The organism is Bacillus sp. AFS037270, from assembly GCF_002585305.1.
In genome coordinates, this window is sequence record NZ_NUNF01000023.1 from 34,399 (window position 1) to 55,497 (window position 21,099).

The 21,099-nt window shown below is 37.3% G+C and carries 19 protein-coding genes; 12 read left to right on the plus strand and 7 right to left on the minus strand.

Annotated elements, in window-relative coordinates; genetic code table 11:
- The first annotated feature begins 12 nt into the window (after positions 1-12).
- Complete coding sequence (larB, locus tag COD92_RS12025) at positions 13-789, plus strand: nickel pincer cofactor biosynthesis protein LarB (RefSeq protein ID WP_098996348.1); 777 nt, start codon at positions 13-15, stop codon at positions 787-789.
- On the plus strand, positions 770-1,693 hold the full coding sequence (gene larC, locus COD92_RS12030) for a nickel pincer cofactor biosynthesis protein LarC (RefSeq protein ID WP_098996349.1): 924 nt from the start codon (positions 770-772) through the stop codon (positions 1,691-1,693). The genes larB and larC overlap by 20 nt, the downstream gene beginning before the upstream one ends.
- 32 nt (positions 1,694-1,725) lie before the next feature.
- On the opposite strand, the gene COD92_RS12035 is transcribed toward larC, so the two are convergent.
- The 4 genes from COD92_RS12035 to COD92_RS12050 all read right to left on the minus strand — a co-directional run bounded on the left by COD92_RS12035 (position 1,726) and on the right by COD92_RS12050 (position 6,894).
- Positions 1,726-2,004, minus strand: a complete 279-nt coding sequence (locus COD92_RS12035; RefSeq protein WP_098529696.1) for a hypothetical protein — start codon at positions 2,002-2,004, stop codon at positions 1,726-1,728.
- Positions 2,005-2,014: 10 nt separating this feature from the next.
- Positions 2,015-3,295: an ArsB/NhaD family transporter gene (locus COD92_RS12040; RefSeq protein WP_098996350.1), complete on the minus strand. Its 1,281-nt coding sequence runs from the start codon at positions 3,293-3,295 to the stop codon at positions 2,015-2,017.
- A 161-nt stretch (positions 3,296-3,456) separates the two neighbouring features.
- Positions 3,457-4,569, minus strand: coding sequence for a metallophosphoesterase (locus COD92_RS12045; protein WP_098529698.1), 1,113 nt, complete (start codon positions 4,567-4,569; stop codon positions 3,457-3,459).
- Positions 4,570-4,716: 147 nt separating this feature from the next.
- Positions 4,717-6,894 carry an MMPL family transporter gene (locus COD92_RS12050; protein ID WP_098996351.1) on the minus strand — a complete coding sequence of 726 codons (2,178 nt, stop codon included), beginning with the start codon at positions 6,892-6,894 and terminating at the stop codon, positions 4,717-4,719.
- Positions 6,895-7,117: 223 nt separating this feature from the next.
- Here COD92_RS12050 and COD92_RS12055 point away from each other — a divergent pair, with 223 nt between their 5' ends.
- The 8 genes from COD92_RS12055 to COD92_RS12090 all read left to right on the plus strand — a co-directional run bounded on the left by COD92_RS12055 (position 7,118) and on the right by COD92_RS12090 (position 17,048).
- The gene (locus tag COD92_RS12055; protein WP_098529700.1) at positions 7,118-8,056 is read left to right on the plus strand and encodes a DNA-binding transcriptional repressor DeoR; all 939 of its coding nucleotides are present in this window, start codon (positions 7,118-7,120) and stop codon (positions 8,054-8,056) included.
- Between the two features lie 148 nt (positions 8,057-8,204).
- The gene (deoC, locus tag COD92_RS12060) at positions 8,205-8,879 is read left to right on the plus strand and encodes a deoxyribose-phosphate aldolase (protein ID WP_098529701.1); all 675 of its coding nucleotides are present in this window, start codon (positions 8,205-8,207) and stop codon (positions 8,877-8,879) included.
- A gap of 21 nt (positions 8,880-8,900) precedes the next feature.
- Positions 8,901-9,071 (plus strand): XapX domain-containing protein, encoded by a 171-nt coding sequence (locus COD92_RS12065; protein WP_098529702.1) that lies wholly within the window; start codon positions 8,901-8,903, stop codon positions 9,069-9,071.
- A gap of 110 nt (positions 9,072-9,181) precedes the next feature.
- Entirely contained in the window at positions 9,182-9,985 is an 804-nt protein-coding gene (gene proC / locus COD92_RS12070) for a pyrroline-5-carboxylate reductase (protein WP_098529703.1), read from the plus strand.
- Positions 9,986-10,171: 186 nt separating this feature from the next.
- Positions 10,172-11,350: a response regulator gene (locus tag COD92_RS12075; RefSeq protein WP_098996352.1), complete on the plus strand. Its 1,179-nt coding sequence runs from the start codon at positions 10,172-10,174 to the stop codon at positions 11,348-11,350.
- A gap of 1 nt (position 11,351) precedes the next feature.
- Positions 11,352-12,389, plus strand: coding sequence for a HEAT repeat domain-containing protein (locus tag COD92_RS12080; protein WP_098529705.1), 1,038 nt, complete (start codon positions 11,352-11,354; stop codon positions 12,387-12,389).
- A 4-nt stretch (positions 12,390-12,393) separates the two neighbouring features.
- Positions 12,394-13,806, plus strand: coding sequence for a glycosyltransferase family 2 protein (locus tag COD92_RS12085; RefSeq protein ID WP_098996353.1), 1,413 nt, complete (start codon positions 12,394-12,396; stop codon positions 13,804-13,806).
- Positions 13,803-17,048: a hypothetical protein gene (locus COD92_RS12090; protein ID WP_098996354.1), complete on the plus strand. Its 3,246-nt coding sequence runs from the start codon at positions 13,803-13,805 to the stop codon at positions 17,046-17,048. Before COD92_RS12085 ends, COD92_RS12090 begins: the two co-directional genes overlap by 4 nt.
- A gap of 110 nt (positions 17,049-17,158) precedes the next feature.
- Here the strand turns inward: COD92_RS12090 and COD92_RS12095 are convergent, their stop codons facing one another.
- The gene (locus tag COD92_RS12095) at positions 17,159-18,160 is read right to left on the minus strand and encodes an inorganic phosphate transporter (protein WP_098529708.1); all 1,002 of its coding nucleotides are present in this window, start codon (positions 18,158-18,160) and stop codon (positions 17,159-17,161) included.
- An 11-nt stretch (positions 18,161-18,171) separates the two neighbouring features.
- Positions 18,172-18,786 (minus strand): DUF47 domain-containing protein, encoded by a 615-nt coding sequence (locus tag COD92_RS12100; RefSeq protein WP_098529709.1) that lies wholly within the window; start codon positions 18,784-18,786, stop codon positions 18,172-18,174.
- Positions 18,787-19,155: 369 nt separating this feature from the next.
- Here COD92_RS12100 and COD92_RS12105 point away from each other — a divergent pair, with 369 nt between their 5' ends.
- Entirely contained in the window at positions 19,156-19,410 is a 255-nt protein-coding gene (locus tag COD92_RS12105; RefSeq protein WP_098529710.1) for a GlsB/YeaQ/YmgE family stress response membrane protein, read from the plus strand.
- A gap of 51 nt (positions 19,411-19,461) precedes the next feature.
- On the opposite strand, the gene COD92_RS12110 is transcribed toward COD92_RS12105, so the two are convergent.
- The gene (locus COD92_RS12110; protein ID WP_098996355.1) at positions 19,462-20,385 is read right to left on the minus strand and encodes an RluA family pseudouridine synthase; all 924 of its coding nucleotides are present in this window, start codon (positions 20,383-20,385) and stop codon (positions 19,462-19,464) included.
- Between the two features lie 189 nt (positions 20,386-20,574).
- Here COD92_RS12110 and COD92_RS12115 point away from each other — a divergent pair, with 189 nt between their 5' ends.
- Positions 20,575-20,961 carry a YhcU family protein gene (locus COD92_RS12115; protein ID WP_098996356.1) on the plus strand — a complete coding sequence of 129 codons (387 nt, stop codon included), beginning with the start codon at positions 20,575-20,577 and terminating at the stop codon, positions 20,959-20,961.
- Positions 20,962-21,099: the final 138 nt, after the last annotated feature.

Consider the following 21,099-nt stretch of genomic DNA (forward strand, 5'->3'; position numbering starts at 1 on the left):
AGGGGGAAGCTTATGCTTGATGAGATATTAAAACAAGTTCAAACAGGAACCCTTAGTATTACAGAGGCTAAAGAAAGATTAGCGACCTTTGAAAATTTAGGCTTTGCTAAAGTGGACCATCATCGTAAGAAACGTCAAGGCTTTGCTGAGGTCATTTATGGCGAAGGAAAAACAGTTGATCAGATCATCTCGATTGTTCAAGCTTTAAGGGCACGGAATAACGAAATCCTTGTCACAAGAGTTTCTAAAGAAAAGGCAGAAGTTATCCTGCAGACTTGTCCGGAACTTACTTATAATGAAACAGCAAATATTCTTTTTTGGAAAGATGAAACGGGGCCAATAAAAAATAAAGAAGGATACATTGCTGTAATAGCCGCAGGTACCTCGGATTTAAGGGTGGCTGAGGAAGCAGCGGTTACTGCAGAAGTTTTAGGCAGTCATGTTCATCGCATTTATGATGTAGGAGTTGCAGGAATACATCGTCTATTGAACCATGCTGAGGAAATTCAACAAGCAACTGTATCCGTTGTGGTTGCGGGAATGGAAGGAGCCCTTCCAAGTGTAGTTGGCGGTCTTGTCTCACATCCAGTAATTGCAGTACCAACAAGCATTGGTTACGGAGCAAATTTTCATGGGTTATCGGCCCTGCTAACAATGCTAAACTCATGTGCTTCAGGAATAAGTGTTGTCAATATTGATAATGGATTTGGCGGCGGCTACAATGCAGTCTTAATTCACCAACTTGCACAAAAAGGGGAAACCGTAAAAAATGAAGACACTATACTTTGATTGTTTTTCAGGAATAAGCGGGGATATGGTCCTCGGTGCGCTAATCGATGCAGGAGCAGACCCGAATCTTTTAGTGTCAGAATTGAAGAAGCTGCAAATAGAAGATGAATATGATTTGAAATGGAAAAGAATTGTTAAGAATGGAATCACCAGTACGAAGTTTGATGTGATCTTACTAAATAGCTCTAATCAGGCTCATAATCACCACGAGCACAGCCATGAACACGAACATGAGCACAGTCATGATCACGAACATGAGCACAGTCATGATCACCAACATGAGCACAGTCATGATCACGTACATGAGCACAGTCATGATCACCAACATGAGCATACCCATGATCACGAACATAAACATACCCATGCTCATGAACACCATGATCACCATCACCATACACATCGTGCATATAAAGATATTGTAGAGTTAATTGAAGCAGCTGATTTCTCTATTCCAGTAAAAGAAACGGCTCTAAAGATATTTAAAAGAATCGGAGAAGCGGAAGGACATATCCACGGGATTCCTTTAGAAAAGGTTCATTTCCATGAAGTTGGTGCTATTGATTCCATTATCGATATAATAGGCGCAGCGATATTAATCCATCAATTAAACGTTGATTCAATAAAGTCATCCCCTATCCCAGTGGGAACGGGAAGAATCCATATTGACCATGGAGTTTATCCTGTTCCGGCTCCTGCAACACTAGAAATTCTAAAAGGAGTTCCAATTGAGCAGTCAGACATAAGGGCAGAGTTAACCACGCCAACTGGAGCGGCCATTATTGCTGTACTCGCTGAGGAATTCGGGCCCATCCCTTCAATGAAAATTTCTTCAATTGGCTATGGGGCAGGAACAAAAACCTTTAAACAGCATCCCAACGTACTTCGAATAATTATCGGTAATTAAAATAAAAGCTGCCATATTTTTGGCAGCTTTCTTTAAGCCCATTTGATCTCTTTTAATAGTTGCTGCCTAAATAATTGAATGATAAATTCATTGTAAAAATCATTTCTCACAATTACCTGATAGTTGTTATTCGGATGTATGTAATAATGGATATCGGTTAAAACTCGATTATCATCAAAATATTGACGTACTTTCATAAGTTTTTTCTTTAACTCACTATCAAATAGCGTAATAAAAAACTCAATATCATTACCATTTGTCGTTTCATTTAGTTCAATAAGCTTTTTGTCATACGTATACTCGACTTTCATCAAAATCCTCCTATATTAAGTATCTTAAATAAATGTAAATTGTACAAATCACAATAGAAAGGATCATTAATGGAAAAGCAATTAGCAGAAACTTTCCAAACGTAATCGGGTATCCTTCCTTTGCGGCAAGACCGGCTACTATAACGTTGGCGCTTGCACCGATCAATGTACCATTTCCCCCAAGACATGCTCCTAGAGACAGGCTCCACCAGAGTGGTTCCAAATTTTGAATGCCCAATTCTCCCATATCCTTGATCATCGGAATCATCGTGGCTACGAATGGAATGTTATCGATAAAGGCGGAGGCAATCGCACTAACCCAAAGAATTAGAATCGAGGTGGATGCCACATCTCCGCCCGTCAAATGAACGGAGTAATCAGCTAGTAGAGAAATAACTCCTGTCTCGATCAATCCTGAGACAAGAACGAACAACCCGATAAAGAAGAAAATGGTTGTCCACTCTACTTTTAAAAAAGACTTATCCAAGTATTCTTCCCCTGTTAATAGAAGTAAAAGAAAGGCACCTGCTAACGCAACGGTCGCCGATTCAATATGAAGCAGTTGATGCAGGAAAAACCCAAAAATTGTTAAAAGTAATGCTGTTAATGACTTGATTAATAGTGTTTTATCCGTAATTTCTTCCTTTTCGTCTAAGTCCATTAAACTAGCTTTCAATTCTGGTGATGTTCGGAGCTGTTTACGATAGATAAAGGCTAGAATACCTACATTTACAAATAAAATGAAAAAAGAAATAGCAGTAAGGTTGTTGATAAATGCCATAAACGTTAATTCTTTCACTGCGCTTCCAAGCATGATATTTGGCGGGTCGCCAATTAAGGTAGAGGTTCCGCCAATGTTGGAAGCGATAATCTCGGTAATTAAAAACGGAATCGGATTTACCCGTAATTGCCTTGTGATACTAAATGTCACGGGAACCATTAGCAGGACGGTAGTGACATTATCTAAAAAAGCTGAGCCTAATGCTGTAATAATCCCAAGGGCTAGTAATATCTTCAACGGATCGCCTTTAACCTTTTTAGCTGCCCATATGGCGATATACTTGAACAAGCCTGTCTCAGATGTAATGGCGACAATAATCATCATCCCCGTCAACAATCCGAGTGTATTAAAATCAATGTGATGTAAGGCCTTTTCTTGACCAACAATCCCTAACAGGACCATTATAATTCCACTAGCCATGGCGATAATTGTCCGGTGAATCCTTTCAGTGACAATAAAGGCGTAGGTAAATAAAAATACTCCTATTGCAATGATTGCTTGTGTTGACACGTATGAATCACTTCTCCCTTTGTATTTTTACATTCATTGAAAAATGCAAAAAGGAGCCTGTTTTGACAGACTCCACCACAAATCAACATATGTATTATATGTTTTATTGTATTAAACTATACATAGGATGTAAAGGGTCTATTCCTAAAGTTCTAAGGTATTTACAAACCTAATTTCTTAATAAAATCAACCATCTCCTCATGCTCCTCTTTTACTAGTCTATATAATCCTTTATCTGTTTTGACTAGAGATTTTCCATTTTCGTCGGCAATTGATTTTGTGTATGATTTTTGGGCAACTATCTGCCATTTTCCGTTTCGGTGGCTTAATTTAAGATCAATGATTCCAAGTCTGCTACCAAAGGCAGCAGCCATTACGACAGGTTTACCGTTGATTTCTCCTGTCTCCAAATTAGTATTTGGCAGATTTTTATAGACAGGACCTGGGAATACGCTATGTGAATGACCTGCTAAAACAACATCGATTTCAGGGATTTGAGTTAAGTAGTAAACGGCGTTTTCCGTATCATCTTGATATGGTTCACTACTAATCCCTGTATGGGCTAGTGCGATAATAATATCAGCACCTTGAGCCTTTATAATTGGTACAAACTCCTTAGCTGTTTCAACCATTGGTTTCGCAAACACTTTTCCTTCAAGATTTGCCTTGTCCCACTTCATTATATGGGTAGGCATCAAGGCGATAACGCCAATTTTCAGTTCATGTGGTTTACCGCTCTGATCAACTATTTTTCTTTTTAAAATGGTATATGGTTTAAAGTAGGGTTTATTTGTTTTTACCGAAAACACATTTGCATTAAGGACAGGCATCTTTGCCCCCTTTAAAGCAGTCTTTAAAAAGCCTAATCCGTAGTTAAATTCATGATTTCCAATCGCAATTGCATCATATTTTAAATAATTAAATGCCCGGTAAACGGGATGTGTTTTTCCTTTATGCATTCCTCTGATTCTGGCCAAATACTCGCCTAGTGGATTTCCCTTTAAATGGTCTCCATCATCAAATAACAAAGTGTTTTTACTTTCCTTACGTGCTTCCCTGATAAGTGTTGACGTTTTAACCAGACCTATTCGATTGTCTACTTTTGTTTGATAGTAATCATAATTTATCAAATCCGCATGTATATCAGTCGTTTCTAAAATCCGCAAATCGACCAATGTCTGACTAGTTATTCCTGTCTCGGCTGCAAAAGTATTAGATGTATAAGTAAAGAAAATAATCGGAAGAGAAAGTAAAATTATTATTCTTCTTTTCATAATAATTACCTCCTACATGTCTTGGTGTAGAGTAATCTTAGTATTGGTTTTTCTTTTCAATTTATCCACGTCAGTTGCATATGCATGCATGAAACTCTAGAAAGTGATTTCGCTAAAAATATTTAAATCCAAACAAAAGCCAGCCAACTAATTGGCTGGCTTTTTACTCCGATTCTGCTGACGTTTTAAATGATGGCCAAAGAACCACCAATTCCAATCACCCAAAAGCCTCATTAAAGCTGGAACTAAGACCATTCTGATAATGGTTGCATCAATAAAAATGGCAATTGCTATACCCACCCCAAGCTGCTTTACCGGCATAACCCCTGTAAAAGCAAACGCCCCAGTTACGACAATCATGATAGCAGCCGCAGAGGTGATGATTTTACTAGTAAAGGTTAGCCCGGAAATAGTGGCTAAGGTATTGTTACCTGTTTGAAGGTAAAATTCCTGAATCCTAGAGATAAGAAAGACCTCATAGTCCATAGAAAGTCCGAAGACGAGAGTGAATACAAATACAGGTAGAATTAAGGCAATATCAACAGGTCTCATTCCAAAATGACCCTGTTGGAAGATCCAAACTACAATCCCGAAAGTACAGCTCAAGCTCAATACATTCATAAAGATCGCCTTAAGAGGAATCAAAATGGAACGAAACGCAGCCATTAATATTACAATGGTTGATAACACAATTAACAGTAATCCATAGGGTGCCTTTTGATAGATCTCGGCAAAAATCTCTTGTTCAAATTTGATAGGACCACCAAAAAAGGCTTGGACGCCAAGTTTTCTTTGTGACCAATCCTTTACCCAATCCCTAGCTTTTGCAGAATGCTCTTCAGTGTTTAAATAAACTTCCAAAAGTATTTCATTGTTTCTGATAAAGTATTCTTTTAATGGAGCAAGCTGCGCTGTGTCCCCATGTTGGAAAAACTGATATAGCTTTTCTTCATCCCTTATTCCTGTTGCAGAATAAGGGGAATTCACGGTATTAACGAGCTTATCCTTTTCAATTGAGCGGATAATTGTACTTATTTTTTTAAAATTATTCCTTTTTGTAACCGGCCCATTTGTTTTAAGCACAATCGTTACTTTTTTTTCGTCTCGTTTCTCACTTGCAATAAAATGCTCCTGGAATGTTTCAAGTGCTAACCGAGAAGGGTAATTGGCTGGCAGAGAATCCGTACCAGGAATGGCCAAAACCAATTGCTTTACTGGTGCTAGTCCAGCTAAGAGAATGGCGAGTGAGAGAACAACCATGATAATCGGATGATTCATCACCATTTGGGCAAATCGGTACCAAATGCTATTTTCCTGTTCCATAACTCGAAGCACACTAAATTTATTTATACTTTTCCCTAACAGTGAAAGTAATGCTGGTAGAAAGGTTAAGGCTGAAAACGCAGAAATTAGGACTACCAGCATCCCCCCTAGGGCAACATTTTGAAAGATGTCGATTTTAATAAACCAGAGCCCAGAAAGGCCTATAAAAACACAAAGTCCCGAGAAGATAATCGATCGTCCAGCTGTTCTAACAGTTACTTCAATTGCTTCATGAATGGATTTGGTTTGCAATTCCTCCTTGTAGCGGTTAATGAACAATAAGGCAAAATCAATACTTAAGGCAAGACCAATCATAGGAACAATGTTAAGAATAAAGATCGTTAAATCAAATTGATAACTAAAGAAGTAGACGGTGCCCATCGTGATTAAGATGGAAACCACTCCAATAACAATTGGAAGGGCGGCAGCGACAAGGCCTCCAAATGCAAAGATAAGCACTACTAATGCGATCGGCAGACCAATCATCTCTGCCTTTCGTAAATCTTCTTGGCTGGCAACATTTAAGTCCTGAACGATTATTGGTTCTCCAGTCATCGTAACCTTTAAACCATGTTGGTTTTTAAGAATCCTTTTTAATTTTGCGATTTCCTCTCCAAGATTCTCGGCCTTTTTGTCAAAAGTAAGCAGCCCATAGGCATAATTGTCTTTAATCATTCCATCACTATCAAAGGGAGAGGTGATATCTCTGGCAGAGTCAAAGTTAGAAAGCCTACTAAATGTATTTTGGATAAACTGATGAAATTCCTTATCTTTGATTGTTTTTTCTCTCTCGAAAATCAGGATAATGGAGGATTTAGGATGCCCAAAGTCTTTTTCGAGGATTTTTCTTGTTTGATTATATTCTCCCTTGTATTCAAAGCCATTCCCGCTTAAAACAGTAGGTAATTTAAGGGCAAAAAGGCCGAAAAAAAGAATAACTGCTATCCAAATGAGCAGTACCCATTTGCGATTCCTGTAGATAAAACTTCCTAATTTATCCAATGTGTTGGCCTCCTTTAAAGAATCATCCCTTTTTGTTCTAAATCAGGATTTGAAAAAGGTGCTTCCGCTTTTCGTAATTTTTTCCCTAATTCAATTTGAAAATTCACTAGATAATTAATATGAAAAAATGTTCAAAGTAAGTATCACAAATGTAAAAGATCAGTGAATTACATCCCAGTTATTTGTTACAATAAAGAAAATCAAAAACTGTATAGGTGATAAAATGGAACAAGATAAATTGAACAAAGTTATTGAAGCGGCGAAGTTATATTATTTATTGGATTATAACCAAAATGACATTGCTAAGATTTTGGGTGTTTCCCGTCCAACTGTATCACGTTTGTTACAGCAGGCAAAGAGTGAGGGCATAGTCAAAATTTCTATAATGGACCCGACTGAGAATGTTGAAAATTTAGCTTCCCAATTAGAAAAAAAGTTCCATTTAAAAAAAGCGATTGTCGCTTCTATACCACAATATGAAGAACATATAATTAAAAATTATCTTGGTGAAATGGCTGCGAATTACTTGGAGGGCATTGTTAAAGATGAGGACATTATCGGAGTTACATGGGGGACGACTCTCTATCATATTGCAATTGAACTAAGACAGAAATTTGTAAAAAACGTCAAAGTTGTCCAATTAAAAGGCGGTGTAAGTCATGCGGAAACCAATACATATGCATCAGAGATTCTATATCTATTTGGTAAGGCATTCAATACGACACCACTAAATCTTCCCTTGCCTGCCATAGTCGATCATGTAGTTGTAAAACAAGCAATGGAGGCAGACCGCCATATCCGAAGAATTTTAGAAATGGGAAAACAGGCTAATATTGCTCTGTTTACAATAGGATCGATTAAGACAGACTCTTTATTGTTTCAATTAGGATATTTTACTGACAGTGATTTGGAATCACTTTCTGGCAAGGCAGTTGGTGATATTTGTTCGCGATTCTTTGATAAGGATGGACAAATTTGTAATGAGAGCTTAAATGAAAGGACCTTGGGTGTGAATCTTGATGAGCTAAGTAAGAAAGAATATTCCATTGTTGTAGCTGGGGGACCCAACAAAATAGATGGAATTTATGGTGCCTTAATCGGAAAATATGCAAATGTTCTCATTACCGATCAATTTACGGCAAAATTCCTGATTGATAAATAGTAATACATTTATTGTTATATATGAAGATGTTGATTTTACATTTGTTCATATAGATGTTTACAAATGTTCATGTCGTTTGTTATAGTTATGTTGTTATAAAAATGGATATAGAATCTGTATAACAAAAAAATATCAGGGGGAAATTAAGATGACTCAAAATATTGTCAAAATGATAGATCATACATTATTAAAAGCAGATGCAACGAAAGAAGAAATCCTTAAAATTATCAATGAGGCGAAAGAGTATTTATTTGCATCTGTATGTGTTAATCCAACATGGGTTAAAACAGCAGCTGAACTGCTTGCTGATACTCCTGAAGTAAAGGTATGTACAGTGATTGGATTTCCATTAGGAGCATCAACAACAGAAACAAAGGCATTTGAAACGAAAAATGCGATCGAAAACGGTGCGGATGAGGTGGATATGGTCATCAACATTTCTGCGCTAAAGGACCAACAGGATGAAATAGTTGAAAAAGATATTCGTGCTGTCGTTGAGGCGGCAAAGGGTAAAGCACTAGTTAAGGTAATTATTGAAACATGCTTACTGACAGACGCAGAAAAGATTAGGGCTTGTGAACTTGCTGTTAAAGCAGGGGCTGACTTTGTTAAAACTTCAACTGGATTCTCGACAGGCGGAGCAACTGCCCCGGATATCCGTTTAATGCGTCAAACAGTAGGGGCTAACGTTGGAGTCAAGGCTTCAGGCGGTGTTAGAAGCCGTGAAGATGCGTTGGCGATGGTGGAAGCTGGAGCTACCCGCATTGGTGCTAGTTCAGGTGTTTCCATTGCTAAGGGGGAACTTTCTAATAACAACTATTAATTAAATGTGAGGGTAACATTTATGAAAGAAGTTATATTGGCCTTAATTGCTGGATTAATTGTAGGAATGTTATTTAGGTTCTTAAAATTACCTTTACCAGCACCGCCTGTATTTTCTGCCGTAATAGGTGTATTTGGTGTTTATTTTGGCGGTGTTGTTCTAGATTGGATAATGAAGTTAGTACGTCATTAATTTTTAGCTGAATGGCCAAATAAAAAAAGAGAAGCTATTTTTATTGAATAACTTCTCTTTTTTTTATTTATCGGAAGAAGAGTAAATATAAAAATTAAGGAATGAGAATTATGTTAAAAAGGATCGGTTTCATCGGGGCAGGAAAAATGGCTCAAGCTATGATAGAGGGAATAGTAAAAGCAAATGGGGTTACTAAAGACAATATAATGGCTAGTGCTGCAACTGAAAGGACACTAAAGGCCGTTTCTGAAAAATATGGTATTCTTGGATCATTAAACAATAAGGATGTGGCAAGGTTTGCTGACATTCTCATTCTAGCAGTGAAACCTGACCAGCACGCAGGAATTATCAATGAAATTAAGAATGAAATAAATCAAGATACTATTATTGTTACGATCGCAGCGGGGATTACTTTAGGAGACATTGAACGTTTATTTGGTTTACAGGTTAAATCCGTACGGACTATGCCTAATACCCCTTCGTTAGTGGGGGAAGGAATGAGTGCCCTTTGTCCAAATAAATATATCACTGAGGAAGAGCTAATGGCGGTAGAACAATTGTTTCAATCCTTTGGTCAAACGGAGCGTTTGGAGGAGAACCTAATGGATGCGGTACCGTCTATCAGTGGTTCATCACCGGCCTATGTCTATATGTTAATAGAAGCAATGGCGGATGGGGGAGTACGACAAGGAATTCCACGAGATAAGGCCTATCGGCTGGCGGCACAAGCTGTACTTGGGGCTGCCAAGATGGTTCTGGAAACAGGCAGACACCCCGGAGAGTTGAAAGATCAAGTTTGTACACCCGGGGGAGCAACAATTGAAGCAGTTGCAACTCTTGAAAGTAAACAATTTCGGGGAGCAATCATTGCAGCAATGGAGAGCTGTACCAGTAAGGTGAAAAATTTAGCATGATATTATCTTGGATTCCATAATAGGAATCCTTTTTTTATATTTTTTTAAAAAATTCGACCTTTTTCGACCCTTTCCGTAGTATTTCTTATCAATTCATAATACACTCAAGATAAACACAGACTTATCACTAAAGAGTAGTACCAAAGTGATCAGTTTCCCCTAATTAAATTGAGGTGCAGGCAGTTAATGGACTTAAATAAATATAAGTATTCACTTGTTCTAAAGGTAAACAGTCAGTTGTCTATGTGGTTTTACACCAAGTCCGAAATCAGCAATTTAGAAGTTTATCGATTTCTACATTCCCTTTACAGCAGTGCAGGGACGTTACAGTTAGTCGGTCTCCACCAGCTAATTGGATTTTTATTAGAGCAAATCAAAGCAGAAGAGGAAAGACTTTGGGAAAAAGAAGAATTACGAACGTTTTTAGATGGATTATTTAATCTGACAAATGAATATGAAATTCTCTCTAATAAGGAAGCGGTGAAACATATTGTGCGCCGCCATGACGAAAATGTTCCACTCATTCAAATCATCGATGATGATATTTCGATGCTCATTCTTCTCAAAGCTGCCTTGGAGGAAAAGGGTTGGATAGTAGTTGTAAATACAGACCCTGCTAAGGCAATTTCGCAATACTACGATTTAAATCCTGACTGTGTAATTATCGATATAAATTTACATGGAATCAGTGGACTCAAGTTACTGGAGGAGATTGAGCATCATACACATCAACACTTTGTATCGAAAATTATGATTAGTTTGATGAATGACCGGGAAACAAGAATCAAGGCATTCAAACTTGGTGCCGATGATTTTATTGAAAAACCGATTGATGTAGAAGAATTGACTGTTCGGATTGTCCGTCATTTAAAAAGAAAAGAATTATTTAATCAAGCCCTATCAGCAGCAAAAGCAGACAGCGATCCACATGAGGAAATCGTAAATGACTGGACGGACGACATAACCAAAAGAAAATTATTTGTTTCTATCATTGATGATGATCCTATTATTAGGACCATGCTGATGCGAATTCTTAATGTAATGGATTTTTCTAATTTTGATGTAAGTTTAGCGGAATTTGGAGATGGGGTACAGTTTTTCAAATCAAATAGATTAGAGGAAAAAGGAGACCATTTTTTAATAATTGACGGTGTGATGCCAATAATGGATGGGATTGAAGTTTTACAAAAGGTCCAAAAGATAAAAAGTAGTCATAAAGTTCATGTCCTTATGCTGACCGGGAGAAAAAGCGAAGCAGATATTGAAAAGGCCTTAGCGCTTGGCGCTGATGATTATGTCACTAAACCCTTTAGCATTAAGGAGCTGCAGGCTAGAATACAAAGGTTAATTAAAAGGATGAATTAATTTGTTTACAGATGAGTTGCTGTTCCTTTCCGTTTTAACCCTATCCTTAGTAGGGATTCTTGTGTTTTTGCTTGGGTACTTAACAATCAGAAAAATAATTGAGATTCAGAAAAGGAAAAAGATTGAACATTATCGTGAAATCTATAATCCTCTTATTTCTTCGATCTTAATTGAGGGTAGTTTTTCAAGGAAACTAACTCCAGAAACGGTTATACAACAAAAGGCCCTTGAACAATTGCTAAGCAGGTACACAAAGGTAATCGAAGGGGATGAGGAAAAGAATCGTTTATCAAAACTAGCATCGATGTACTTATCGGATTATTATCAAAAGCGGCTTCAAAGCCACAAATGGAGTACTAGAATGAATACTCTTTATCATATTGAGGATTTTAATATGATAAACCTTATGGAAGATGTTTTCAGGTTATTAAACAGGAAACAACTTACACACCAAGAGAAGATTCATATCTTGAGAATATTGGCTTTATTTCAATTTTCTAAGCTATTTGACCTGTTGACCACTAAATATCAAGACCTAACCGAATTTGATTATCGCCATATCCTAATGCCATTAGAACAGAAGAAATTTGACCAATATGTACTCCATTTTCATCAAGCAGGCTTGCCGCTTCAAAAAGCAATAATGGATGTGATTGCAAGTAAGCGAGAGGTCAGCTATAACCATTTCTTAGAGAAAACTTTCTCGAGCTATTCTGGAGAAATAAGGTTAAGGGCCTTAAAGGCATTGGCCGAAATTGGATATGTAAAGAATAGTGATCCATACTTAGAACTTCTCTATTCAGATAAATGGGAAGAACGAATGGTTGCAATCAAATTAATTGGTTCATTGAAAGAAGAAAAAGCAATACCGAGGTTGATTGAGCTAATGCATGACAGGACTTGGTGGGTTCGGTCACAGGCTGGACAGGCCATCAGTCAATTTAGCCACGGTAAAGAGATCCTTCGAACTGTTTTAGATTCGTCAAAAGATACATTTGCAAAAGATATGGCCTGGGAATGGCTGCATAAAGGGGTATAAACGGATGCCATTTATTCATTGGGGAAATATTGTAACGGCTTTTGCCTGGTTTATTGCAGTTTATATGGTAATAGTCATTATTTTTTATTCGGTAATTCTTATTATCTCCTGTTTTCAACTTCGAAAAGAATACCAGCTTGATCGAATACAGGCTTACGAAGATTATTTAGACGAAATTTATACCAAACCTGTTTCAATTATTGTTCCTGCTTACAATGAAGAAGCTGGTATTATTCAAAGTGTTCGCTCACTATTAAGTGTAAACTATCCAAGCTTTGAAATAATTGTAGTAAATGATGGTTCCAAGGATCACACCTTGGAAAAGATGATTGAATTCTATGATATGAAGGAAATCAAAAAAGTGGTTAGAATTCAAGTCAATACTAAACCTATCAAAAAGATATATCAATCATCGATTCTATCCAACCTTTTCCTGATTGACAAGGAAAACGGAGGAAAAGCAGATGCCCTTAATGTCGGACTTAACTTCTCTCATTATCCTTATTTTTGCTCTTTGGATGGTGATTCGGTTCTTGAAGAAGATGCTTTTTTGAAGGTAATGAAACCAATTGTGGACTCGGCTGAAGAAGTAATTGCTTCCGGAGGCAGTGTGAGGATTGCCAATGGCTGTGAAATTCAACATGGTCATCTTCAGAGTGTTGGCCTATCCAATAAGCCATTGGTAGTGATGCAGATAATTGAATACTTACGAGCATTCTTAATGGGGAGAATTGGTCTCAGCAGACACAATCTCCTCCTTATTATCTCTGGTGCCTTTGGTGTTTTTTCTAAGCATTGGGTAATTGCCGCAGGAGGCTATCGAACCGATACGGTTGGTGAAGATATGGAACTTGTGGTGCGAATACATCGTTTATTAAAAGAAAAGGGCCTGAAAAAGAAGATTGTATACGTCCCAGATCCCGTTTGTTGGACAGAAGTGCCTGAGGACATGACATTTTTGCGGAGACAGCGAAGAAGATGGCATAGAGGGCTATTTGAAAGTTTATGGACCCATCGTAAATTAACCTTTAATCCTAAATATGGATCAATTGGTCTTCTTGCATTTCCTTATTTTTGGATTGTAGAGTTTTTCGGCCCGATTATTGAGCTATCTGGCTATATTTTTATGATATTATGCTTGCTTCTCGGGGGAACCTACATCGAATTTTCCATTTTGCTGTTTTTACTTTCTTGCTTGTATGGGTCGATTTTTTCAATGGCTGCCGTCCTTTTAGAGGAGTGGAGCTTAACCAAATATCCAAAGGTAACAGATATCCTTAAGCTTTTTCTATATTCATTAACAGAAACGATCTGGTATCGGCCTATGACCGTTTTATGGCGCTGTGAGGGGATCTTGCAAATCATAAAAGGAGATACAAGCTGGGGAGAAATGAAAAGAAAAGGTGTATCAAAATGAAAAAATCAATCCACCTATTTGTCTATACTATGATTTTTTTGGTAGTTCTAACAAGCCCTTTTTGGTTATGGAAATTACAGCCAGAAAAAAAATTGAATGTGCTAATTGTAGATAAAACCGTACCTAATACGACATACCGGGAACATAAGGGATTGGTGTGGGTTTTAAACAATGCCAAGTATTTTAAGAATGGGCAAGAACCCTATTCAGCAAAAAATGATTATAAAGGCTTTGCGCCGAAAAAGAATCAGCAATATACCATTGTCCCTTTACCCAAGGATTTAAAAAAATATGATGTTTTCTATTTGACAGATCAGTACGGTGTCTATAAAAACGAATTTTATGGACAGAATCCCACTGGTCGCAGGTCAGGCAAGATTTATGGAGGTCTGACACTAAGTGAAGTTAACCAAATGAAAAAGGCACTTATTCAATCAAAATCAAAAACTTTAATTGCAGAATTCAATACATTTGCTAGTCCAACATCCGAACCGGCCAGGGCGGAAATTTCAAATTTGCTTAATGTGGAGTGGTCTGGATGGATTGGCAGATATTTTTCTGATTTGAATAGTAATGAAGTACCTCAATGGGTAAAACAGAATTATCAAAAACAAAGAGAAAAATGGGCTTTCAATGGAGAGGGATTTGTATTTGTAAGTAAAAATAATTATGTGGTTGTAATAGGGGAAGATGACGTCCACCATTCAGGACTCAACTTTAAATTAACCAGTCTAGGACAAAAACACTTTTCGCAACAAATAGACGGGACGTATCAGTATTGGTTCGATATTATTGATGCGAAAAATAATAATGAGATCTTAGCGAATTATCAGCTGCCTGTTTCGAAAAAGGCCAGTGAGAAATTGAAGGGGTACGGAATACCCAATCAGTTTCCTGCTGTCATATATCACAAAAATGCGAGATACTCCTCCTATTATTTTTCCGGCGACTATGCTGATGATGCAGATGTGCCGGGGATTTATCAAACACAAGGTTTGGATAAGTGGAAAAAGACATTCGGGTCAAATCATTCTTTTTATTGGACAGCCTATGTTCCGATGATGAAAGATATACTCAAAAATGGGTTAAAACACGTTGAGAAGCAAGAGAAAATCGAACTGGTTGAAGAGAATGGAGTAAAGACTAATAGTAAAACCAATGCTTCCTATATCCAAATTCAAAAGAATGGAAAATGGGAGAACTTCTTAATTAAGGGAGTGAATATGGGGATTGGCAGACCTGGCTACTTTCCTGGAGAAGCGGGCATTACAAAAGAAGAATATTTTCGATGGTTTCAAGAAATTGGAGCAATGAATGCCAATGCCATTAGGGTTTATACTCTGCATCCTCCTCAGTTTTATGAGGCTTTTTACGAATACAACCAAATTGCGAAAAGACCGTTATATCTATTTCATGGAACGTGGGTTAATGAAGAAAATCTGATCAAGACACAGGATGCATTTGCTAAGGTAAATGTGGATGATGCCAAGCTGGAGATAAAGAATATGGTTGATATTATTCATGGAAATGCTAATCTTGCCAAACGGCCAGGTCATGCATCAGGTGTTTATAAACATGATATCTCAAAGTTTGTCATCGGCACGATTATAGGAACAGAATGGGACCCGGCAATGGTAGAGAACACCAATACCAAGCATTCTGGAATGGCTCAATTTAAAGGGGACTATTTTGAAACAGTCCATGCCAGTCCGTTTGAAATTTGGCTGGCCGAATTGATGGATTATGCAGCAGAGTATGAGTCAAAGCAATATAACTGGCAGCATTCGATGAGCTTTACGAATTGGGTTACAACGGATTTGCTCAAACACCCGTCAGAACCACTAGAAACAGAAGATATGGTTTCTGTTGATCCCAATCATGTAAAGGCATCAGGGTCTTTTAAAGCCGGGCTTTTTGCTTCTTATCATATCTATCCATACTACCCGGATTTTCTTAATTACGAAAAGAAGTATCTGGATTATACGGATGCTGCTGGAAAGAAAAATAATTACGCTGGGTATCTGAATGATCTGCGTTCAGCACATCATATGCCAATTTTGGTGGCGGAATTTGGTGTACCTTCTTCAAGAGGATTAACTCATAGAAATCCTTACGGTATGAATCAGGGATTTCATTCAGAAGAAGAACAAGGACAGATTGATCAGCATTTATATCAATCGATTGTATCAGAGAAATATGCGGGCGGACTTGTATTTACTTGGCAGGATGAATGGTTTAAGCGGACATGGAACACAATGGACTTTGATAATCCGGACCGCCGCCCTTATTGGAATAATCAGCAAACAAATGAACAGCATTTTGGTTTGCTTGGATTCGAACCAGGGAAGAAGGAAACATCTATAGTTGTCGATGGTACTTCAGAAGATTGGGAAATCGCCGGTACAAAATTAGGTTACCAATCTAAGGGGAATCAACGGGTAAAAGAGGTGCGTTTCGCATCTGACAGCGGTTACTTGTATTTCTTACTAAAATATAATCAACCTATAGATTTTAATAGCGGTGGCACATATCTATTGCTTGATACCATTGGAAATCAAGGGCAAACAACGATTTCGATTAACCAGCGGGCAAAGATTAAAACAGATTACGGAATTGACTTCCTTATCAAGCTCCAGGGTCCAAAAGATTCACGAATCTTGGTTGATAGCTATTATGATACCTTCTATTATCAGTATGGAAAACGTTTGAAAATGATTCCTGAAGAGCCATATGCTCAAAGGAAGGATAATGGGGTGTTTAATCCTATTCGGCTGGCATTAAATAAACAACAAACAATCCCTTCAACAAAGAAAGTCATTCCGTTTCAGGATTATGAAACAGGGGTTTTACAATACGGTAATGCTAATCCAGCCAGCAAAGATTTTGATTCTTTAACAGATATAAGTATGAGCAAGGATAAAAAGGTGATAGAAGGAAGAATTGCTTGGCAGCTATTAAATGTTAAAGATCCCAGCTTAAAAGAAGTAATGGGGGATATTTGGAAACAGGGATTATCAAGCTCTGTGGAGACTAGTGGAATTAGGGCTGCGGTTGTAACAACAGCGAAAGGCAGTGTACAACAAACCATTCCTAAGACGCTGAATGGGCAGCTCAAACAAAAGGGTTCACTATTTTATAATTGGAAACCATGGGACCAGCCTGCATTCTATGAACGGTTGAAAACATCTTATGAAATCATTCAAAAAACATTTGGTACCATGGAAATTAATCAAACTAAATAAACAACCTTAAAACCACCGGTGCTTAGCTTCGGTGGTTTTAAGGTGTTAAAGGTCTCTTCTAAATTGTAAAATCGCAACAAAAAAACCAGAGAAGGTTCTCTGGTTTAAAGTTAAAAGAACAAATTCAAAATAAAGTAAACAATGGCTGCAATCAATGCCGTAATTGGAAGGGTGATGACCCAAGTAATTAACATCCGTTGAGCTGTATCCCATTTAACGCCCTTTAAACGATGAGCAGAACCTACTCCTAGGATACCAGAAGAAATTACATGAGTTGTACTAACTGGTAAATGGATATACGTAGCACCAAAGATAATAGCAGCACCAGTTAAATCTGCAGCTACTCCATTAATTGGACGTATTTTCATAATTTTTCCGCCAACAGTTTTGATAATCTTCCAGCCGCCAATTGAGGTTCCTAATCCCATCGCAACTGCACAGGAAGCTTGTACCCAGAAAGGGATTCCTGCATCGGGTGAAAGATATTTACTAGATACAAGTGCTAAGGTGATGATCCCCATTGATTTTTGGGCATCATTTGTTCCGTGTGAATAAGATTGTAATGCAGCGGTTGCGATTTGGATATAACGGAATCTTTTGTTCGTTTTTGCTAAATTAAAATTTCTAAATGCCACTTTAAAGATACTATAAACAATATATCCCACAATAAAAGCTAAAATTGGTGATAAAATTAGCGCTTCAATGATTTTGATAAAACCAGTGTAGTTTAAGGCATTAAATCCTTCTGCTGCAATTGCGGCGCCAGCAATAGAACCAATAATTGCGTGGGAAGAACTGCTTGGAATTCCAAAATACCAAGTGAGTAAGTTCCAAAAGATAGCTGAAAGTAATGCTGCTAAAATTACCACTGACCCATTGTGCAATGTAAATGGATCAACTATATCCTTAGATACAGTTTTAGCAACCCCTGTAAACGTTAACGCTCCAACAAAATTCATTACCGCTGCTAATAGTATGGCTTGACGCGGTTTTAACGCTTTAGTGGAAACGGATGTGGCGATTGCATTTGCTGTATCGTGAAAACCATTAATAAAATCAAATGCAAGGGCACCAATGACAATTAAGATTGTTAAAATTAGGACAAGACTCATCTTTTTGCTCCTTATGCATTTTTCATAATAATGGATTCAAGGGTATTAGCTACAGTCTGACAGAAGTCTGCGATATCCTCGAGATCTTCGTAAATTTCCTTATATTGAATAATACGGATTGGATCTTTTTCCACAGTGAATAGATGTTTAATTGACTGTCTTAAAATATTATCGCATTTTGATTCAAAATCCTTAATTTTAATGGCATGTTCTCGTATTTGAGCTAGCTTCTTGTTGGATAGTAATTCAACAGCCTTCTGAATTTCGTGAACACTGCCTTGAATCGCATCAACAAACTGTAACATAAATTCATCGGCTTCTGTAATGGAGTACATTTCAAAAAGGGCCGCACATGCTTCAAGTCCGTCTAGTACATCGTCCATGCTCATCGCAAGCTGGAGAATGTCCTCACGTTCAATTGGAGTTATGAAGGCATCGTTTAGTTCTTTAATGACTTCATGAACGAAGGTATCACCTTTGGATTCATACTCTTTCATTTTCTCAGAAAAGATTTTTAAATCACTGATATTTTTTAATTTATATTCAGTAAAAAAATCTACACTTTCATCAAGATTGGATGAAATATTACTTAGTAATGCCGAGAATTTATCTACCTTTTTAGCCATAAGATTATACCTCCAATAATTTAAACAATGTATGTTTTCTTTCGCACCCAAATCATTTTATCTGAAATATGTCGGAATGAGAAAGAATTTACGTTAAATTTACAAAAACTTAACATTAGAATTTTCTGAATTTTTCTTGCTGACTATATACCTAAGAAGTCCTTTATTACTTTTGCCTTGTATTATAAATTTATGTCCTGAGGATCTGTATTTTTTTTTAATCCATTATTTATTTTTTTATGAGTATAAATAACAAAAAAGGGTACTTTATAGGTACAGGCAGAAAACAATGGTTAAATGAATTAAACAAAACTGTCTGAGGAATAAACAAAAAAGTGAAATGAAGAATACTAAAAAGGAGTGTTCTAAATGAGTTTCATTTGGTCATTAATTGTTGGTGGTATAATCGGCTGGTTAGCAGGTTTAATAGTCGGAAGAAATATTCCGGGGGGCATTATTGGTAATATCATCGCAGGTTTTGTTGGTGCATGGTTAGGAACGGCAATATTAGGTGACTGGGGACCAAATGTGGCTGATTTCGCCATAATACCTGCTATCATTGGCGCCGCAGTTTTAGTGCTTCTTTTAAGCTTCATTATGCGTGCCTTTAGAAAAGCAGACTAAAACAAAATTAACAAAGGAAAAGGATGTCTCCCTATTCGAGGCATCCTTTTTCTATATTTTATTTATATCAATTGCATGAAATACTTCAGACAAATCGGTAAATGGGGCATGACATATAATGGATTCTTGGGTAAATGGATTTGTGAATTCAAGCTTTACGGCATGGAGAGCCTGCCTGTTCGTGATCGGTTCACCTCCATATAAAGTATCACCAATCAAGGGATGACCCAAATGACTAAAATGAACTCTAATTTGATGAGTTCTCCCCGTTTCCAGCCAACATTTTAGGAAAGTAAAATTCTTTTGTTTATTAATATCTAAGACCTGATAATGTGTAATCGCAGCCTGTCCATTAGGTGAGACTCTGCGTCTAGTCGCATGATGACGGTCCCGCCCAATCGGCATGTTTAAGGTGCCTTTCCTCTGTTTAATTTGACCGTGCACAGCGGCAATGTAAGTTCTTTTGATGTGGCGTTTTTCGAGCATTTTATCTAAGATCGCACCTGCTAGTGCGTGTTTTGCAAAAAGAATTGCCCCCGATGTATCCCGGTCTAATCGATGGATTTGGCGAACATTACCGGATTCACCTTTTGATAGCAAATAAAAAGCTACAGCATTCATTAATGAATCCGTTTCTTTAACCGGGTCATTTGGGTGTGTATTCATAAAAGGCGGTTTATTGACAATTAAAACATGGTCATCTTCAAACAATATATTTAACTCATGATAGTTCGGGGTCACATGAGGATCGTCCTCTTCAAAAAGATGGAGTTGAAGTTTTGCACCTGCTGTAAATGGTAAGTTCCAGTTAACTCGATTTCCTTCCATAAGGACCTTATTTTCAGATCGGAATTGATGCGTTAATTTTTTTGGAGCCTCCCAAACTTGTCGGAAAAGGTGTTCAACGGTAATACCTTCCCACTCCTTTGGAATAATGATTTGCAGCCATTCGCCAGTTCGTTTGGTTATGTACATTATTTTCTCCTTTTATCAATTGTCTAGGTCCAGCGATTTGTGGCTCGGGGTCATAAGCCACTGTTCAAGTCGCTTTCCGCTTTTCTTAAACTGTGGTGATAATTACCACCCAAAATTCACTACGAATTATGTTATTCTTATGATATATATTACGACAGAAATAAGCGATGGCAAAGGTGGGTTAGATAAGTGAAAATAGTTTTTGCCTCGACACCAAGTCAAGAAGAAGAGATTAATGAACTGGTGAGGTACGTTTACTCTAATATTTTTCCTCATTATTTTAGTGATGAAGAAATTAGTCAATTTGAGGAATTAAAGGTCTTGGATACGTCTTTGGATTTTAATACATTAAAAGATGCATTTCAAGTTATGACAAGCATACAAACAGTTATTTCAATTTTAGAGTCGTCACCGCTGGATGAACAATACGAAATGGTGTTTAACAAAAATGTTGCTACACTTAAAGAATTTGGACTGTTTTTCCCTTTCGATTTTGAGCAGTTTATGGAAGGAAAATGCCTAAAAAGTTCAATGCTGAGTATTTATAGCAAAGCAGACAATGAACTGATTATATAAAAGTAGTAAAGCAAAAGCCTGTAATTTTTTACAGGCTTTATTTATTTCTTGCTCTTATTGTGATATTTTTGAGATTATAGTATAAGTGGCTTTTCCTGTACTTTGCGAAAAATGTCGGTTTTTATCCTGTCATTTTTA